The organism is Mucilaginibacter sp. 3215 (assembly GCF_050433785.1).
Lineage (GTDB): Bacteria > Bacteroidota > Bacteroidia > Sphingobacteriales > Sphingobacteriaceae > Mucilaginibacter.
Map to the genome: position 1 here is coordinate 436,668 of NZ_JBNPWO010000003.1, position 18,652 is coordinate 455,319.

At 46.4% G+C, this 18,652-nt stretch carries 12 protein-coding genes; all 12 read right to left on the bottom strand.

Annotated features, from left to right (window positions below; all coding sequences use genetic code 11):
- Nucleotides 1-2 precede the first annotated feature (2 nt).
- The gene (locus ABIC84_RS08210; RefSeq protein ID WP_429263263.1) at nt 3-716 is read right to left on the bottom strand and encodes an L-rhamnose mutarotase; all 714 of its coding nucleotides are present in this window, start codon (nt 714-716) and stop codon (nt 3-5) included.
- Nucleotides 713-2,635: a hypothetical protein gene (locus ABIC84_RS08215; RefSeq protein WP_429263264.1), complete on the bottom strand. Its 1,923-nt coding sequence runs from the start codon at nt 2,633-2,635 to the stop codon at nt 713-715. Before ABIC84_RS08215 ends, ABIC84_RS08210 begins: the two co-directional genes overlap by 4 nt.
- Nucleotides 2,636-2,644: 9 nt before the next feature.
- A complete protein-coding gene (locus tag ABIC84_RS08220; RefSeq protein ID WP_429263265.1) occupies nt 2,645-3,529 on the bottom strand; it encodes a sugar phosphate isomerase/epimerase family protein in 885 nt (294 codons plus the stop codon).
- Between the two features lie 3 nt (nt 3,530-3,532).
- Nucleotides 3,533-4,933 carry an acetylxylan esterase gene (locus ABIC84_RS08225; RefSeq protein WP_429263266.1) on the bottom strand — a complete coding sequence of 467 codons (1,401 nt, stop codon included), beginning with the start codon at nt 4,931-4,933 and terminating at the stop codon, nt 3,533-3,535.
- A 298-nt stretch (nt 4,934-5,231) separates the two neighbouring features.
- Nucleotides 5,232-6,362, bottom strand: coding sequence for a sialidase family protein (locus ABIC84_RS08230; RefSeq protein WP_429263267.1), 1,131 nt, complete (start codon nt 6,360-6,362; stop codon nt 5,232-5,234).
- A 7-nt stretch (nt 6,363-6,369) separates the two neighbouring features.
- Nucleotides 6,370-7,095 carry a DUF3826 domain-containing protein gene (locus tag ABIC84_RS08235; protein WP_429263268.1) on the bottom strand — a complete coding sequence of 242 codons (726 nt, stop codon included), beginning with the start codon at nt 7,093-7,095 and terminating at the stop codon, nt 6,370-6,372.
- Nucleotides 7,096-7,108: 13 nt separating this feature from the next.
- Entirely contained in the window at nt 7,109-9,865 is a 2,757-nt protein-coding gene (locus tag ABIC84_RS08240) for a family 78 glycoside hydrolase catalytic domain (RefSeq protein WP_429263269.1), read from the bottom strand.
- A 3-nt stretch (nt 9,866-9,868) separates the two neighbouring features.
- Entirely contained in the window at nt 9,869-12,655 is a 2,787-nt protein-coding gene (locus ABIC84_RS08245) for a glycoside hydrolase family 2 protein (protein ID WP_429263270.1), read from the bottom strand.
- 8 nt (nt 12,656-12,663) lie between these two features.
- On the bottom strand, nt 12,664-14,091 hold the full coding sequence (locus tag ABIC84_RS08250) for a sialate O-acetylesterase (RefSeq protein WP_429263271.1): 1,428 nt from the start codon (nt 14,089-14,091) through the stop codon (nt 12,664-12,666).
- Nucleotides 14,092-14,117: 26 nt separating this feature from the next.
- The gene (locus tag ABIC84_RS08255) at nt 14,118-15,953 is read right to left on the bottom strand and encodes a six-hairpin glycosidase (protein WP_429263272.1); all 1,836 of its coding nucleotides are present in this window, start codon (nt 15,951-15,953) and stop codon (nt 14,118-14,120) included.
- Entirely contained in the window at nt 15,946-16,896 is a 951-nt protein-coding gene (locus ABIC84_RS08260) for a glycoside hydrolase family 43 protein (RefSeq protein WP_429263273.1), read from the bottom strand. Before ABIC84_RS08260 ends, ABIC84_RS08255 begins: the two co-directional genes overlap by 8 nt.
- Nucleotides 16,897-18,279 carry a glycoside hydrolase family 140 protein gene (locus ABIC84_RS08265; RefSeq protein WP_429263274.1) on the bottom strand — a complete coding sequence of 461 codons (1,383 nt, stop codon included), beginning with the start codon at nt 18,277-18,279 and terminating at the stop codon, nt 16,897-16,899.
- Between the last annotated feature and the right edge of the window lie 373 nt (nt 18,280-18,652).

The following is an 18,652-nucleotide window of genomic DNA, read 5'->3' on the forward strand; positions in this document are numbered from 1 at the left end:
TCTTATAATGATCGTTTAGTGTCGCTATTGTCCGTTACCTGTTTAAAAAACACCCAAACCTCACCTTTCCGGGTGCCGGGCACACCTTCCTGGTATTTCTTCATCAACCTGTTCCAATCATTTACCCGCGGATTATTTTCGATGGTTTTAGGATTGAGGTCCTCAAGCTTTTTTCCTTTCGGGATACTGATCACCAGCATCAATCGGCGCCCATTCCTGAACACCAGTAATTGCTGAAAACCTGCATTACAAAAACCATTGGAGACCTCGGGCCAATTTTTAAACTGCGTGGCGTGATAATCGATGTATTCGTGTTGCATGCGCTCATCAGCAACCAGGTTTGCTGTTAGTATAATATTATCCCATTGTTTGGCAATGCCCTTACCACCACAACGAAGCCTGCGGTTAAAATCATAAAACGGGTTGTTATAAACCGTAATCTGGCACGAGGGGTATGCTGCCTGGGCGTTTTTTTTGATGGATGCTGTGTTTAAATGCTTGCCATAAACAATGAGATGGTTATCCCAATGGTAAACGGCCGAAGCCGGCAGCCCCTGCTTGCGGGCGATATTCAACAACGGAGCGTAGTTGAGTTGCTTACCCTGCGGACCAGTCACTTCAACAATAGTATAAGGATTTGAAGCTGCCTTTATATTCAATGCAGGCAACAACAAGACCATTGTAAACCATACGATATATGCTCTTAATACTTTCATTCTGTTTTATGATTAATGGGCCAGTTATCCTGATTTACCTTAAGGTATTGAAACAGGTAATTATAAGTCGCTTCCAACCCCGCTGCATTCTTTACAGCAGCATCAACCTGTGGACCGTTATTTTCCCAAACATTACCGGGACCATTAGCATTTTTCAGAAACTTATCAGCCGGGCACCAATTGTTTTTGATAGTGATGTATGACGAACCCTCGTCGGTATACAGGTAAAACCAATGCTGTGGATCATGCGCGTAAGGTGCTTTGTAAATGCTATCCACATAATTATCACTGATAACCGAACCGGGCTGTGCAGATAGTGTGTAGATGGCAGCCACATCGTACATATTGCGGGCATAATGGTGTATTTTATTAGCGATGATGCGGTTATCGCTCATGGCGTTAACAGTCTTAGTCCAGCCCCAGCCCATGCTGATGCCGGTGTAGTTTACGTCGCAAACCTCGTTATGTGTTATGCTGATGCCTTTGACATAGCCCGCGCCTATGCCCACACTACCCCAGTCTTCGTTGGTAGCGTCGGTGATTAAATTGTTAGCAATGGTATCATTAGTGCAGATCTCCCGTTTATCGCCTGGATTGTAAGGCAGGTGCACTTCCTGAGCTTCGTCCGAATAAACTCCGTCGAGTACCGCGGTACCGCCAATATCTTTAAACAAGCTGCCTTTAACAACATCATGGTGTGTACCGCGTTGAAAATCCAGCCCAGTTGAGGCCATATGTTCAAAACCGCAACCATCGAAGGTAATACGTGAAGCATAAGCCACCTCAACCGCTGCCTTTGGCCGACCTACCCATGCCTGATTTTCCAATCCTTTTTTATCCGGCGTACCGGGAATTTTCAATTTGTAGGCATCCAGCATATACATCCCGGCCTGGTGCGGGACCAAGCCTTCTTTTGAGGGACGAAGCCAGCTGCTATGTTCAAAACTGATATTTTTAAAGCTGATATAGTTAACAGGGTTATCAACAGTGCCCTGCATTTTTACCAATGTTTCCAATTGCGGAACGATTACCGTGGCTGTTTGCAGATCTTCGCCCTTACGGGGGATGTAATATATTTTATTAGTTCTGCGGTCATGATACCACTCGCCGGGTTTGTTTAAAAAGCTGATAGCATTGTTGAGATAAAACGCCGAATTCCCCGTTTTTTTGGAGATCCAGGGTGCGGGCCAGGGGTGCTCTGACTGGATGCGGCTTTCGGGTTGATAAAATGATAAGCGCGCGCTATCGCCCATTACCTTAATAGTCTTAACCCGTAAAATAGCAATAGCCCACCACTGGTGGATAAACATCTCCATACCTTCAAGGTGAGATGTGTCCGCCGATGCCGACCATGGAATCACACAAGTTTGCGTTTTATGATCCCAGGAAAGGATGCGGTTCATAAACGGTGCTTCGGTATCCCGGGCTCGAATGGCCTTTTCGTTATTCACCCATAGCTGCCTGAATTGCAAAGGTTCATCGCCAATAACAGGGCCATCGGCAACCCAAACATTGCCTTTAGCTTCTGCCGGCAAACCGGGGATGGCATAATTTACTTTACGCCATCCATTTACCTTAATACCACCACTTAAAACAGTTTTACCAATGCCCTCGCTTTCAATAATGGTCGGGCTATCGGTGGTACCGGAATCTTCCGGACGAATAAATAATTGCTCATCCAGGTAATAAACTCCGGCTGCTACCCTGATATAAATACCGCCTTTTATCGATGTATAATTCAACCGCCTCAATTCACGGGCTTTCCTGATGGCCATGGCTACAGTTGCCAGCGGCTGTTCGCGGGTGCCGGTATTTGTATCGGAGCCTTTAGGTGATACCCAGATTTCGACCGCAAAGAGGCTACCTGTCAAACTAACATTTAACAGCATTAACAAAACAACTATGCGGCGAATATTCATTTACGTTAATTACTTAGCCTGAAATATTGATTTTACATAGGTGGTATTCGCGCTGAAATTCCACTTCACGTTACGTGGGTCTTTGGCATCGCGCGAGCGTTCAATCACTAACCAGCCTGTCCAGCCCATTTTATCTAAAGTGGCCTTTACATGCTCCATGTTGATTTTAGGGTCGTTTTGCAGCCAAACGCCATCATCGTTGGTACAATGGATCTGAACAATGTGTTTTTTACCCAAAATTTTCAGCTCGCTATCCAGATCGCGGCCGTTCCTGATGGCGTTTTCAAAATTGAAATAGCTTTTGATGGCAGGCGAGCCTATATCTTTCAATAGCTGCAACTCGCCTTTGGCATCCAGCGCTGTTTCAATGCCTATTACAACTCCTGCCGTTTCGGCTATTTTGCCAACCTCTTTCAGGCGGGAAACAATAGCCGGGCGCAGTTCGGGGAATTTCATCAGGTCACCTTTTATCCCCATCGGCAAAAAGCCCACTTTAACACCCATTTGTTTCATGGTGTTGATACAGTCGGTAACAGCTTTGACCGCTGTTGGCCGTTCGGCAAATGATTGGGCGAAAAAACCGGTCATGCCCATGGATGGGATTTCCAGGTTCAGCTCTTTTGCCTTGTTCAGGAATACATTTCTAATCGAATCTTTCGCCAGTTGATTATCAAATGTTTCGCGATCGCCAAGGCCTCCCATATCTACCTCTACGCCATCTGCACCAATCTCTTTAGCTAACTGAAATGCACCTAACTTTTGCCGTTTAAGGATCATCAAATCAACTACCGCTACTTTATAATGCTGCTTTGAAGTAGTTTGAGCGATCGATGGCAAACCAAAAGCACACACCATTACCCCTATCCAAAAACCTGATATCAATCTATTTTTCATAACCTATTTTTTTATTGCCCGTGCGAATACTTTTTCTAACTGATCAAAACCTTTTATAGCATTTGCGGGGAGGTTTTCGCCCTTATCACCAAATACATACATGGCAGGTTCTTTTTCGATGGTGACCTTTTTGTCATCGAAATTGCCGCTGCTGTCTTTAATTTTATTAAGATCTAAATGGAAGTTTTTAGCTACGAAAGCATATAACGCGGCCCGTTTTGATGGACCGAAATCATGCCCCTCATTAGGCAGGTGCATATTCTCTACCTTATCTGTAGCTCCGTAATAGCTATATATTTTCTGGAGGTAAGGAAAATCATGCTCGGGCATATTGGCTGTCCAGTCCTGCCCGTCGGAGATCAGGAGTTGAGGCCTTGGCGCTGCCATGGCGGCCAATTCTACATTATCTGTTCCGTTGCCGCATTGATGGATAGGCATGCCGCTTTCGCAAGGACATCCCCCGTAAAAATAAGATGACACCGACACAGCCGGGGCGCTTAGTTTGATCCGGTCATCCAGTGCCGTCATTAAAACGGTATGGCTTCCGCCTCCCGAGCCGCCGCTAATGCCAACGCGTTCCGGGTCGGTTTCTTTAAGGGATAGCACATAATCCAATATCCGGATAGCGCCCAGCGCCTGGATGGTTTGCGCCAGGCTGCGACGATGATCTTCATCCTTAAATTGCAGCAAAGATTCGCCCCAGGCAAAAAGGTCATAACTGTAAGCCATCGCCCCCATCCGCGCCAGCGATGCACAACGGATCTGGCAATCGGCACGGTAACGCTGGTGCTCCCAGTGCCCATCGGGACTTAAGATCACCGGAATCTTACCTTTTATTTTCAGTGGTTTGTACAGCGAGCCATTGATGTACAAACCAGGCAGTATTTCAATGGCGATATTCTCAACTGTGTAACCGTCAAAGATCCTTTTAGGGGTGATGATTGGTTTTGAAGCTGTTTTCGCAGGCAGGGGCGATAACTCCAAAGCTTTGTATAGCTCCGGTTTTAATATGGCCTTGCGTTGCTCCCAGGTGTCACGGTCATGATATTGGGCGGCTATCCTGTCAAGCTCCTTCCAGCCGTCGCTTACCGACCAGCGGAAGTATTCATATTCTTTGAGCTTATACCTGCCGAGGGCTTCTTTATTCACCTTCAGATCAAGTGGGGTAAGGATATTGGCCAGCGTGGTATCTACATCAGGCCTCAAACGCCATTGCGCGTAGTTAACCCATTTGCCATCAACCTGGGCAGCAGTGTATTTGATCTTTACATGATATTTGTCCTGCACCTCATCAAGCACCTCCTTCAGGGTTTTCCTGTACATGGCATCGGTAGTTTGCTGCGCATGGACAGTGAAACTCATTGCTGTGAGGCAGGTTATCAGTGTATAGATCAGTTTTTTCATCGTTTTATTTTTTTGTAGAGACGCATCACATGCGTCTTCCGTGTGCCAGTCATATTTGCTTATCCTAAAGGAGACACATGTGATGCGTCTCTACATACCGTATTTTCACCGTCCCATCAGGGTCTCTCACAGAGGACCCTGATGTATACGCCATGCAAATTCACTCTTCACACAGGGCTGTCACCCTGAGCCTGTCGAAGGGTCGCACGCAAAGGCCCGCCCACCATGCTTCGAGGGCCTCAGCATGACACCCGGTTTACTTATCAACCGAGTTGCCTAATGATACTATCCTCACTCCTTACAAATCCTTAGTCTCCCCAACCTGTACCGGCGGCATATAACCATCTACCTTAGGCCAAACGCCATCCTTTATTTCCCTCATCTCTAATTTTGCCGGATCGATAACCACATGTTTTATTTTTTGCCTGCGCCAGGTGTAGACCACATGCACCATCCCATCCGAAGTTTGGATAACCGATGGGTAAGAATACTGGCTGATTGGTGAATCCTCCAGGATCGACGCTGCGTACCAGGTAATACCATCTTTAGATACAGCGACATTTAATGGCGTGCGGGCACCTTTAGCCAGGTTTCCCGGGGGCAAAACATGGTTATAAACCAATAACTGGTGGCCATCTTTCAAGGTCACAGCATCAGTACCGGAGTTGTTATTCGGCAAACTGGTCTTTTCCAAAGGCGACCATGTTTGTCCCCCATCTTTGGACCATGTGCTCAATATCGCCCTATTCTGGCTACGGCAAAGCGCCTGTAGCCTGCCATCTTTATAAGTTAAAATACTGGGCTGTATGGCCTTCAGATCTTTACCATCGCTGATAGGGCCTATCATTGTCCAGTTTTTGCCAAAATCTTTGGTAGCTTCAAAATGCACCTGCCAAGCCTTTCCTTCCGTACTTACCGGGCTCAACAGTGTACCGTTTTTAAGCAATACCGGTTTGTTTTTGATAGGGCCTAAAAATCCTTCGGGCAAGGCTTTTTGCTCCGACCAGGTGATGCCGCCATCTTTAGATGTTTTCACAAAACCTTTCCATTTTGCGGGGCTTGGGCCTATTTTGTAGTAAAGCTGTAACTCGCCTTTGGGCACCTGGTACAACACCGGGTTCCAGCAGGCATAGCGTAAAGTATCGTTCTGGATGCCGTTGGCTACGTTGATACCTTCTGTCCATTTGCCCTTAACAAACCTGCTAACCCAGATACATACATCGGGGTTGCGTTCTTTAGTGCCGCCAAACCATGAGGCCACAAGGCCGGTTGGTGTTTCGACTATGGTTGCCGCATGGCACTCCGGGTACGGTGCTTTATCATATATAAACTCATCCTTCACAATCCCCTTGCGCCATGGATTTTGAGCAAAGGCAGTGATCATGAATAAACAGCTTACCGCACCGGCGAACAAGATTTTTTTTAACATAGTACAATTATTTTTGGTTGGCGGCTTTATCCTTTGCTGCTTTGTCAGCAGCTTTTTTCGCGATGATGGCTTTAGTATAATCACCGTATAGCTTGTGCCAGTTACGGCCGTTGCTGTTGAGGTATTGCTCGTTTTTGGTTTTGTAAATCTCAAAAATGGCCGATACCTGTTTGATATTCTTAAAATCGACAGCCTGTTCGCGGGCCTGCTTCAGGTTAGCGAGGATCGCTGCTTCTTCAACAGGTGTCAGATCCGGTACAATCGCTTTATAACCGGCCAGTGTAAAGGCTACCTTACCAATGGTGTATTTATCAAGTACGGCTTCAACCTGTTCTTCGGTAAGGTCGTTACGCAAACCAGCCATGAGGTTTTCATGTACCGATTTTGGCAGCGACGAATTAATGATAATCTGCCTGTCCATAGTGCTCAAAGCTTTGCCGGTAGCCGGATCAATACCTGCCGGTACTGACTCATACGAATGACTATTATTCCAGTCGCGGATAGCTTTGAGGTGGGTTGCTATTACATTTTTCACCCGGGTAGCCTTTGCTGTGTCCGTAAGCGATAAGGAGGCAACCCAATCCGAGGCTTTCTTATCCACTTCAGCATCTGCTTTGGCCAGTGCTTTGGGAGATGGAGCTGCTTTAGTTGCCTGTTGTTCCTGGGCCTTCAACGTGCCCGACAGCGATAATAAGACTATCAGCATGACACCCATCCTATTTAATTTTTTCATATCAAATGTTGCTTTAATATTTTACTTCAAAATCATAATCGCCCGAACCAATATTGAGCACGGCTCCGCCATTCTCCATTTTTACCTGTTTAATATCTTTTATAGCGGATACGTTCTTCCCGCCCTCAGTTACTTCATTCATATTTTTTGCCGGCACATAAACCAATGCCGAACTATTTGGCGGCACAGTAACATGCCAGCTAAAACTTCCCTTAGTATGGGTATAACTGCTTTTCACAATACCATAAGCCGTCTGGTATGAGGTATTAACACTATCTAAACCATTAATAATTGCAGGCTGCATAACCACTTGTTTAAAACCGGCATTAACTGTTTTTATCCCCGCTATGTCCTGATAAAACCATGCTATCAGATCGCCCAGCAACATGATGTGGTTACGGGAATTCATGGCCGGATTGGCAGTATCGCCATTCCATAATTCCCAAATAGTGGTTGCCCCCCTTTCGGCCATATAGCCCCAGCTTGGGTAGGTGGTGTTAGAGGCAATTTTCCAGGCCAGATCGGGTCTGCCAAATTCGGTAAGGCCGCGCATAAGCCATTGCGTGCCTATTACGCCGGTACTGATATGATCATGCGCTTCATTGATCTTAGCTACTATATTTTTGAATACTGCCTGTTTATTGGCTGTTGCCGTGATCCCAAAGTACAGTGGCAACAGGTTGGCGGTGACTGTATTGTTGCTGTACTTAGATGTGGCTTTATTAAAATACTTATCATTAAACGCCCTGGCTACATTTTGCTTCGTACTGACAAAAAACTGTGCATCAGCAGGTTTATGCAGCATTGTCGCAAACTTTTCCATCAAGCCGGATAAGTGATAGTAATAGGCTGTGGCTATCAGCTGTCCATCAGTATTCAACGATGAATCTTTGGCATGGATCAGTTCTAATGATTCGGGGGGTACACACCAGTCGCCATATTTATCTTTGGTGACGATGTTATTTTTCATGTACTTAATCCGCATATAATCCATCCATTTTTTCATGGAGACGTAATGTTTTTCAATGGGCGCTTTATCGGCAAACTGGCGGTAAAGCATATCGGCCACCAGGATATAAGTGCCGGGCCAGGTCATGTTATCGCTGTAGTAATTCCAGTAAGCCGGGGCTACATCAGGTATTGCACCATCCGGCCTTTGCGATTGCGCTATATCATCCAGCCATTTAGCATAGAAATTACCGTTGGCAAATACAAAGCTTTCGCCAAGCGAACCTACCGCCCTGTCGCCCAGCCAGGGCATGCGTTCGTTACGCTGAGGGCAATCTACAGGCATACCTTTGTAATTGCTCAGGATGCCCCAATATGCATTGTGATAGATCTTATTGACGATGGCGTTAGATGTTTCAAAATGACCGATGGTCGGCAAGGCATCGTAAACCACGTGCCCCTCAAAATCGGTTAATTCGGCTTTACCGGGATAACCGCTGATCTCTACATATCGGAATCCATGATATACAAATACCGGGTGCCAGATCTCTTCTGCTCCACCTTTAAGTGTATAAACATCAGTTACTTTAGCATCGCGAAGATTTGCAACATAAAGTTCATTGTTGGGTTGCAGTGTTTCCGCATAACGAAGGGTTACTTTATCGCCCCGGTTTCCTTTTACACGCATCTGTACCCAACCCGCCATATTTTGCCCCAGATCCAGGATCCATACATCTTTTTTAAGCTGACTGATACTGACAGGTTTAATGGTATCCATCACCCTGATCGGTTCATTCATCTGCGCGTCAAGCTTGCCACCGGGAGCCGGCACCAGCTCGGCTTTAAGCCATTGGCTGTCATCAAAACCAGCACTGTTCCATCCCGGAAATTCTTTAGTGGCATCATATTCTTCGCCATCATACTCGTTATTGGTGCGGATGGGGCCATCGGCAGTAAAATGCCAGTTGTCATCGCTTATGATGGTTTGCTTTGTCCCGTCAGTATATTCCACCTCCAGTTGCAGCAGCATTTTAGGAAACCCAAATTCTTTGATCTTTTTAGGCTTATATTTTGGCCGCATGGTAAAATAACGGCCATTGCCCAATACCGTTCCGATGGCATTATCGCCATGCCTCAGGTAGCCGGTAACATCAAAGGTATTGTACTTAACGGATTGGGTATAGTCAGTTGGCGCCTCTGCTAAAACCTGACTACCAATGGCTTTCCCATTCACATACAGCTCGTAATGTCCCAAACCAACTATATAAGCAGTAGCGCGTTTGATCCCTTTATTTAAACTAAACCCACGGCGATAATAACGTGCCGAAAGACGCGAGAACTTAGACACGCTATCCCAGGAAAAACCACGGTCGCAACCAATCCATTTAGCCTTCCAATCGGCGGGGTTTAAAAGTCCCACACTCCACTTAGCGGGCTGGCTCCAGCCGCTTGCACCATTATTTGTCCATACCCTGACTTTCCAGAAACATGTAGCACGGCCGTTCAACACTTTGCCCGCATAGTTGATCATGATAGATTCAGCAGACTTTATTCGATGCGAGTCCCACAGATCCCCCTGCCCTTCCGTTAGCTTTTCGGGAGATGAGGCCACTAAAATTTGATAGGCCACCTGGTTGGTATTCCGCGTGTCGCTGGTGATCTGCCAGCTAAGCCGGGGCTTACCGGTGCCGATGCCTAAAGGATTGTTCAGCATTTCACATTTCAGGTTTTGTAAACCGATACGGGTATCCGCATAGCAGTTGCCGAGGCAGATTAACATAACCGCCACAGCCAAACCTATATGTGTGCCTAACCTTTTCATCAATTATTTGCCCGAAAAGTCGAAATACAGGTTCAGCGAAAGTGCGTCTTCTATATTCCTGTCGTAATTAAAATATTGGTTTTTTTGCCCGCCCGGACCCAGTTTTTCAGGCTTTTGCGATTTGGTGCCTATCGGCGTTATGCCATGCATAAACGAGATATCGCCCGATGGGAAGGCCGGAGCTGTGTTGTAAACCTTTGCCGGATTTGCAGGTGTAAACAGGCGCATAAAGACATCGCGGCTGTTGCAAACAATGGTTACCGGCTGCCCGGTGGTTTGCAATTTCATCCAGTACAGGTTGGAGTAATAGCCTTTAAACTCCGGGTAAACAACTTTACCCTGCCCGGTTATGGTATTGTTGTAGGTTTTATCCCAAACCCCCAATGATGTACCTTTCGTACGGTTTTTCCATACCCTGTAAGGACCATCGCCCATGTAGGTAACACCTTTGATATCTTTTTCGGGGAAGGAAAAATTAACGCCCATTAATGTGGCATCCTCACCAATTGGCCAGTATTTAACATCAAGCTGCACCCAGCCCGATGGGTAGATCGTCCACCTCAACAAAGGCTCGGATTTTTTGGGCGGGAATACGGCTTCAACCACGAGGTTATCGCCTTCGTAATGATAGCTGAGCTTTTCAAAACCTGTTTGATCCTGCCCTTCAACTAACACAGGACCATTGTTAAAAGGGATATCGCCCTTGGCGTTTTTCACACTAACCAATATGCCCGAATTGCGGTTAAACGCCAGCTCGATCCCGTTACTGGTTTTCACCTTGTACAGCGAATCTGTTTCAGCAATTACAGCCTTGCTTCCGCCGGTTTTGGTAATGATGCGCTTAGTGATCTTATCATGATTGCTCACCGGGAAGCTCCAGGTAAACAGTTCATGCTTGTTTACGTCAAGAGCAGATACATAAAGCACATCGAAATTCTGCCAATCTTTAGGTAATTGTAGCTGCAGGTTTCCATACTGCCCCGGCGCAACATCTGGTGAAGCAATAGTACCTGTTTTATTTACTGAACTGGCTCCATTAAGTGTTGCCAGTTTATAGCTGAATGTGCATTGTTTAAGATTTGTATAGGAATATCTATTCTCTAAACGTAATGTCCCATTGAATGCCGGAGTTATTTCGCGGGGTTCGAGATAAACCGGGCTCCAGATTTCCTTAATGGTATAATAACTGCCTTCTTTTTCATGGTAAGGGCCAACAATACCATCGGGACCATGATCGCCATCGCTGTCCAATTCTCCGTTTTTATCGGTACGCACCACAGCTTCATCGGCAAAATCCCAGATAAAACCACCTGCCGAAATTGGTGTATGCCACATTTGTTTCCAGAAATCACCCAATCCGGCACCCGCGCCGCCATCGTACAAGCCGTGTAAAAACTCGGTGGGGAAAAATATATCGTGACCGTTTATACCGGTGTTGGTGCCATAATCATAATTGATATAATGCTGTGTATTCGTTCCGCGGAAGATGCCCCAGGGATGAATGAGCGGACGTTTTTGAATATCCAATTCATCAAACCAATGATCGAGGTTAAAGTTAAAACCTCCTTCGTTACCATTATCCCATAGCACGATGGATGGGTGATTGATATCTTTTTCAATAAGTTCCTTAGCTAATTTTGAACCAACTACATCGTCATAAGCATGATGCCAGCCGGTAAGCTCATCTAACACAAAAAGACCTAACGAGTCGCACACATCCAGGAAATGATCATCGGGCGGGTAGTGCGACATGCGTACGGCGTTCATGTTCATATCCTTCATCAGCCGAACATCCCCAATACTTACTTTTTTATTTAAGGCCCGGCCCGTAGTTGGCCAGAATGAATGGCGGTTTACCCCTTTAAATTTGATCTTGACGTTATTTACGTAAATGCCGTCATGCTCTCTCAATTCAACCGTACGGAAACCAATCCGTTGTTTTACCGTATGAACAGGCTTGCCATTTTCATTTAGGGCAAACACCACATTATACAGGTTAGGAAACTCCGGCGACCATAATTTAGGCGAAGCAATATGTGTGCTTAGATTGGCAACAGTATCACCCGCATTAACCTTAACAGAAAATGGGGCACCAAATTTTTGCCCCGCCAAGGTATACACCTGCCCTGTTACCGTGCCGCTTTTTACAGATACCAGCCGCAGTTGTGCTTTTAAATTCCCGTTGGCTTTGGCATCAACGGCATAATAGCTGATGTGCGATTTAGGGGCGGCCTCCAAAAATACAGGCCTGAAGATCCCGCCGAAGATCCAGAAATCACCTTTGCGCTCGGCTGCGTTTACTGATGCATTGGCGGAGTGTTTGGATACCGTTACCTCTAACAGGTTTGATTTGTCGTAGTTAAGCAACGCGCTTACATCATATTTAAAACGATAAAATGATCCCTGGTGAATTGGCCCGGCCGATTTACCGTTTAGCTTCACCTCCGTATCGGTCATCGAGCCATCAAAAACAATGTTGACAGCCTTGCCCCGCCATGATGCGGGCACATTAAATTCATATTTATATAGCCCTTGTTCCTTGCCTCTTAAACTATCCTTAGCAAGACCGTAGTTGTATTTTCCAAAACCCTGAAACTCCCAGTTTGATGGCACCGGAATGGTAGTCCATTTGCCTGAATTATTGCCAGCGGTGCAATAAAACTGCCAGTTTACAGTATGATTACTCCCCGTACCCGACAGGAACAGCTTTTGTGTTTCCTGGGCACGGCTTACCGACCAGTTAATAACAAACAGTAAAGCAATCCATATTTTAAAGCAGGCAGATCTCATTTATATATTCAGTTAGCAGTTAAAGTAAATTTCAAAGGGTTATTCGTGCGAAATGGCGCGGCAGGTAACCCCTCCTTATTATAAAAATTAGGCTGAGCCGATTCCGACCAGGCAAAGCGCGCGGCTACAGGTTTGGTAACCGATTGGGCTGATACCTCAACCGTGTTTCCTTTTATTGTGGCCGTGGCCGCGACAAAATTTCCGTCGGCACCGGCAATGGTGAAATCAGTAAGTGGTTTCCCGTCGTGGCTTACCAATCCGGTGCCCACATGATCAAACTCAAGGACGATCTTATCGCCGTTTATTTTCATGTTTTTATACACCGGGCCCGAAAAAACTACCGGCTTTTTGTAGGTATTAGCGAGCGCCTGCAGTTCCAACCTCCTGCCTATCTCCCATTTAAATGGCGGGTGGATATTTTTAAGATCATCGTTCAGATCAGTAGTGATGATCATCCCTGTATGCGGGATTTGCAGGGCGGCAGCCTGTGCTTCGCGCAATTCAGGTTCGGTAAAGGGCGTGTAAGTTACCGGGCCTTTTCCCAGGGTGTAGTAATACGGCGCTATCTGCACGTAATAGAATGGCAATGTTTTATCGGCCCAAAGCTTACGCCAGTTGTTGATGAGCGCCTCCATTTTATAGGTATAACTGATGGTTTCGCCTAAAAAGCAATTGCTTTCGCCCTGGTACCATAAAAAGCCCTTCAGCGCAAAGGGGGCAACCGGCTCAATCATTTTGGCGTAGAACTTACCGGGATCACCCTCAATTTTAATGTTGTTGGCCTTAAAATACGGAATGGCATCAAAACCCTCCTGTGATACCCAGGGCTCAATCCTGCTGCCGCTCACCGCCGATGAAATAATACCTACCGGCACTTTCAAATCATGCTGCAGGTTTTTAGCAAAGAAATACCCCGCCGCCGAAAAAGCCCTCAAAGCCGAATCTTCGGCCACACTCCATCCCGAATGGTTAGAATCGGGCTTTAACAAGTTTTTCTGCGTAACCAGGAAAATCCTGATCTGCGGGGTATGCGCGCGGTTAAGTTCATCAACAGGCGAGTTTGCGGTGCTGGTATCCGGCCTTTTCACTTTGCTGTTTTTGCGCATTTCGTACTGCATGTTCGATTGGCCGGAGCAGAGCCATACCTCGCCTACCAATATATTTTGCAGTTGGATAGTGTTGGTACCTTTTATAGTTAATGTTGATGGTTTGGCTGATGCGGGCATCGCGTCGAGCTTTACCATCCATTTACCCGCCGCATCGGCCGTAGTTGCCTTTGTTTGTTTAGCAAACTTTACTGTTACCTTTTCGCCCGGCGAGGCTGTTCCCCAAACGGGCACGGGAGCATTACGCTGCAATACCATATTGTTGCCCAATATTTTAGGCAAAACAACCTGCGCCCCTGCAAGCCCGGGGCTCAGCAGGCAGATCGTCAACCAACAATATTTTATAAAGCGCAGCATTAGTAATTACTTGTTTTAAATGATTTGATGTAGAACACGGCTTGTTTCGCAGCTTCTCCTGCGTTCGGCCGGTCGAAATCCTGATCGGTTGGGGTATCGGCGTCAGGGAACCTTCTGATATTCCCGGTACGGAACACCACCCGGTTTACGCTCAGCACCGGCGCGAAAAACAGGCCTGTAAGCACATCCTTTCCGTTTACATTCACGGTGTAAAAGCGGGTATCGGTATTTAGTTTGATCACCACATGATATTGCGTACCAGCCTCATATTTCATAAAGTTTTTGTTGCGATAGCCTGCCTTAGTCCTGAACTGCCCTGCCGAATCAAGTGTTAGCCTGATAGCAGCGGTACCTTTTTCATCCTGAAATTCGATATCCAGCATGCCGGTATTATTTTGCCCGGCAGTGATGGTGAAATCGGTCATTAATTTTTTAGAAACAGGCACAACACGTTCTGCTTTGGCAAAGTCAAATGGGTCGCTATCTTTCAGGGTTAGGGCTCGTTCGCCATCAGGTGACTTGTCGATAGCCGCAGGAGCCCATTGCGTGCTGTAAGTGTTCCACTTTTCAAGCTCTTTACCTACTGGTAATTGATTAAAGATCTCATTGGCATGTGCGTCCGCTTTCTCGGTTACCGGTACCGGGATGGATGATACCCAGATATCCTCTTTGTTCATGCTGTAGGTTACCCAAAGCTTACCATCAGGCGGGTTACCGTTTCCCTCTTCAATGCCGCGTGTATATTGCGGCCCGTATGATTTATAAGCACCGCCGTAACGCATAGTGGTGATCTCGCCGTTAACTAACAGCAGGTTGGTATAATCTAATCCGTCCTTACTAACCGATAAGGCCAGCGGCCAGCGAAATTCCGAAGGGTTGTAAACCGTGGCATATTTACCGTCGGATGTGCGCTGTCCCCAGATTTTGGCATTGGCGGTTACAAAACGCGGCGCGCGGGCGGCATTTGCTGGCCAGGTTTTGCCATTATCGGTGCTGATAGCGGTTAGCGCGTATTTCCAAAGTCCAACCACACGGCCGTCTGGCAGATGATAAAAGTTAAACGCTTTATAATCCTTATGCAGCGGGATCAGCGGATCTTTCCTATCGGTTTCCTCAACCCATTGCATCATCATCAGCGGGTTTGCCATCAGTTCATCGCAGGCCTGCACAAAACCTTTGTCCTTACTGGTTTTATAAAAAGGATATGAGGTGTTCTTTTCGTTCCATTTTGGATTATAGTGGATAAAATAGATCGGTCCGAATTTACCATTTGGCAATACTTCACGCACTACGCGACCAATGCCTAAGCCATCATTCGGGTCATCATGACCATCCAGGCAAATCCCATAAAAACCAAGCACCAGTAAGCGTTTTGATTTCGACGTATAAAAACCCATACGCTGGTGCATTACCGAATACAGGTCCTTTGCCACACCGGTGTGCCCCTCTTTGGTAGTGCCATCGGGTATTTTATACTGAGGAAAAACTACCGTAGGTTTTGACCATGCTTCACCATCTTTCGAGGTCATGAGCAGGGTTTGGCCTGGCGGCAGGCTTTCGCCTACCTTATCGCTCAGGTATTCTACATAAAAAGTATTGTTCCAGTAGGCCAGCATAGGCGCATGATTATAGGTAAAACCGAAGTCATCGGCCAGTTCCGGATGTTCACGGTTAGCCCTGAAGATCTGCTTGCTGTGCACACCTATCACCGGAGTTAATTGCCCATGATGATAATCAACGTTGGCAACGGTATTGCCGCTGTAATGCACGGTATCCTGTGCACTGGCTATCCCGGCCATCGATATAAAAAACAATATGCTGATGAACTTATTCATGTTTAGCTGCTTTGGTTTGCCCGGCTGCCTGTAAAAGCTGCGCAAGCTGTTTTTTGGTAACCTTAAGTATGGTGCCGTGCTTGTGCCCTACCGGTATGCTCACGCTATCGGCCAGGTCGGTAAAAGTTTTAAAGTCGGTTGTACGCATTGCGCCATATCTTTTTAAACGGTACGAATCATAATAAATCAGCCAGTTATCACCGGCTTTGGTCATGCTGGGGCCTTCACTGAAAGGTTCGGTAAATCGCGGAGTATAATTGCTATAAGGCCCCAGAGGATTATTACTAAAGGCCACGAGGATATTACGGTTAGGCCGGGTATTATCCTTCATCACCAGTGCATAATCATTTTTGGCCCGCTTTACGATCTCAGCATCAATTACGCTAAAACCCGGATCAAGGAAAAGCTGTGAGGGGCTGAAAGTTTTAAAATCTTTAGTTGTGGTGTAATACAGTCGGTGATTGTTATTTTCATCCTCGTGTCCCTTCGGAAAGCGGAATGGTACGGTTGAAGCCCAAACAATGATGAAATATTTGTTATCCTCGTCATAAAACAACTCCGGTGCCCAGGCATTCACCGCGGTGAGCTCATTAGCCATCACCTCAATATGCTCTTCGGCCGACCAATGGATCAGATCGCTCGAGCTGGCATAGCCTATGCCTTTGTCGTTTTTCCAGCCGGTTGTCCACACCAAATGGTAAACTCCATCGGGGCCCTGGGCTATGGATGGGTCGCGCATGATCTTGGCATCACCAACCTCCGGTTTAATGAAAATATGATCGATGGCATTCCAGTGATAGGCATCATTACTGTATAAAAAACGCAAACCCTCATTAGCAGGCTCATGAAACGAGGTAAAAAGGTACACGCTTTTACTGGCCTTGCACGAAAACATCAATGCAACGGCAAATAGTAAGATGATATGTTTAATCGCCCTTTTCATTTATATCGCATCGATAATGAGCACCCAGTCGTTACCGTTTGATATTTTGCCGGGTGGCTTAAATTTTATTGTTTTAGCTTTCGCGAAGATGCCGATAGCCGTAGTTTGCCCGTTGCGCGGGTTAAACCATGATGCTTTCAGTTTTGTGCCTTCCAGTTTACCAGCATTGATATTAATCTCACGGCCGGTATAGGTATAAACAAAAGCATAATTTTTACCGCGGGCAGCTATTAGCCTGTTATACTTTACACCGTTATTACCGGCGATCAGCGATTGATCCGGTACACGGTCAAGATATGGACGAGAAAGCACCAGTTTTTTCAGATAAACCATCTGCTTAGCGCCTGGATCATTAACCGAATTGTACCAGTAGCCTTTTGAACCATAAGCACTGCCTTTGTCGGTTGGTTTGTGCATCTGCATCACATCATTATCGCCATACGTATACCCGCAGGCCCCGGCAAAAACCGACCAGTAGCCATAGCGCCTTACATCGGCGGCAGTCCAGCGGGGCAGTTTGATATCATGTAATCCATAAGGGATTTTTTCGTACGATGGCTCGGCATCAAGCGTTGGCTTTACGGGCGACAGGTTGTAATCCGTTTCAACATAACGCCAGTTATCTTCGCCGTATTTTAAATCTTTTTTGGAGGTATCCTGCGCATAAGTACGATGGCCGGATTGAAAGCAATTGAAGCTTAACCAATCTTCATTATGAAACCATTTCGATGATTGCGTACGGCCGCGCGGATGGTAAGTTATCAGATGTGTACCATCAACATCATGCAAAGTGTTACCAATAGCTTTCCAGGTTTTCAACGAATCGGAACCGGCGATGTCACCGCCATTCATCCAGATCACGTTGGAACGGTCGCGATATCTTTTGGCTAAAAACTCAGCGTAAGTTTTTGCCTTTTCAGCACCGATATGGCTCTCTTTAACCACCGATCCCCAAACCGGCACCAGGGCTACGTATAAACCTTTTTCGGCGGCTTTGGTTATGATCCAATCGATATGATCCCAGTAATCGTATTCATTTCCTTTACCAAAAGTGCTACCCGGCGTAGTTTTTGGCAAAGCGATACTTTTATTGCTCAGGGCCGAATCGCCATAGGCATTGGTTTCTTTGATGCTATGCACCACCATTACCTGTATCACGTTAAAACCCTGTTTGGCACGGACATCAAGGTATTGCTCGGCCTCTTCTCTTTTCAGTTTAGAGAACAGCAGCCATCCTGTATCACCCAGCCAAAAAAATGGCTTATCACCAGCCATAAAATAGCGGTGGTTAGCGGATATGCTTAAACGAGGCATTACATCGTTGCTTTTGAATGAAAAAAGCAATGAAGCAATGGCAATTAATATGGTAGATTTTTTAAGCATAATTATAAATTTATCAAGTTCCCCTCTTGAGAGGGGGCGCGTTGGGTTGAGCGTTGGCAGGGGTGTGTTTCTTCGGCGTTCATTATCGCTTTGTTAAACACACCCCTCCGCCCCTCTCAAGAGGGGAATCGCACTGGCCCTTTCTTCTTTAATCCCTCTATTTTTTCAAGCTCCCCTCTTGAGAGGGGGCGCGTTTGGCTGAGCGTTGGCAGGGGTGTGTTTCGTCCGCGTTCATTATCGCTTTGTTAAACACACCCCTCCACCCCTCTCAAGAAGGGAATCGCACTGGCCCTTTCTTCTTTAATCCCTCTATTTTTTCGAGCTCCCCTCTTGAGAGGGGGCGCGTTTGGCTGAGCGTTGGCAGGGGTGTGTT

What these genes read in the sequence shown, in the direction of transcription:
- ABIC84_RS08210 (WP_429263263.1), bottom strand. Translation starts at nt 716, where the DNA reads ATGAAAGTATTAAGAGCATATATCGTATGGTTTACAATGGTCTTGTTG.
- ABIC84_RS08215 (WP_429263264.1), bottom strand. Translation starts at nt 2,635, where the DNA reads ATGAATATTCGCCGCATAGTTGTTTTGTTAATGCTGTTAAATGTTAGT.
- ABIC84_RS08220 (WP_429263265.1), bottom strand. Translation starts at nt 3,529, where the DNA reads ATGAAAAATAGATTGATATCAGGTTTTTGGATAGGGGTAATGGTGTGT.
- ABIC84_RS08235 (WP_429263268.1), bottom strand. Translation starts at nt 7,095, where the DNA reads ATGAAAAAATTAAATAGGATGGGTGTCATGCTGATAGTCTTATTATCG.
- ABIC84_RS08255 (WP_429263272.1), bottom strand. Translation starts at nt 15,953, where the DNA reads ATGAATAAGTTCATCAGCATATTGTTTTTTATATCGATGGCCGGGATA.
- ABIC84_RS08260 (WP_429263273.1), bottom strand. Translation starts at nt 16,896, where the DNA reads ATGAAAAGGGCGATTAAACATATCATCTTACTATTTGCCGTTGCATTG.
- ABIC84_RS08230 (WP_429263267.1), bottom strand. Translation starts at nt 6,362, where the DNA reads ATGTTAAAAAAAATCTTGTTCGCCGGTGCGGTAAGCTGTTTATTCATG.
- ABIC84_RS08245 (WP_429263270.1), bottom strand. Translation starts at nt 12,655, where the DNA reads ATGAGATCTGCCTGCTTTAAAATATGGATTGCTTTACTGTTTGTTATT.
- ABIC84_RS08225 (WP_429263266.1), bottom strand. Translation starts at nt 4,933, where the DNA reads ATGAAAAAACTGATCTATACACTGATAACCTGCCTCACAGCAATGAGT.
- ABIC84_RS08240 (WP_429263269.1), bottom strand. Translation starts at nt 9,865, where the DNA reads ATGAAAAGGTTAGGCACACATATAGGTTTGGCTGTGGCGGTTATGTTA.
- ABIC84_RS08265 (WP_429263274.1), bottom strand. Translation starts at nt 18,279, where the DNA reads ATGCTTAAAAAATCTACCATATTAATTGCCATTGCTTCATTGCTTTTT.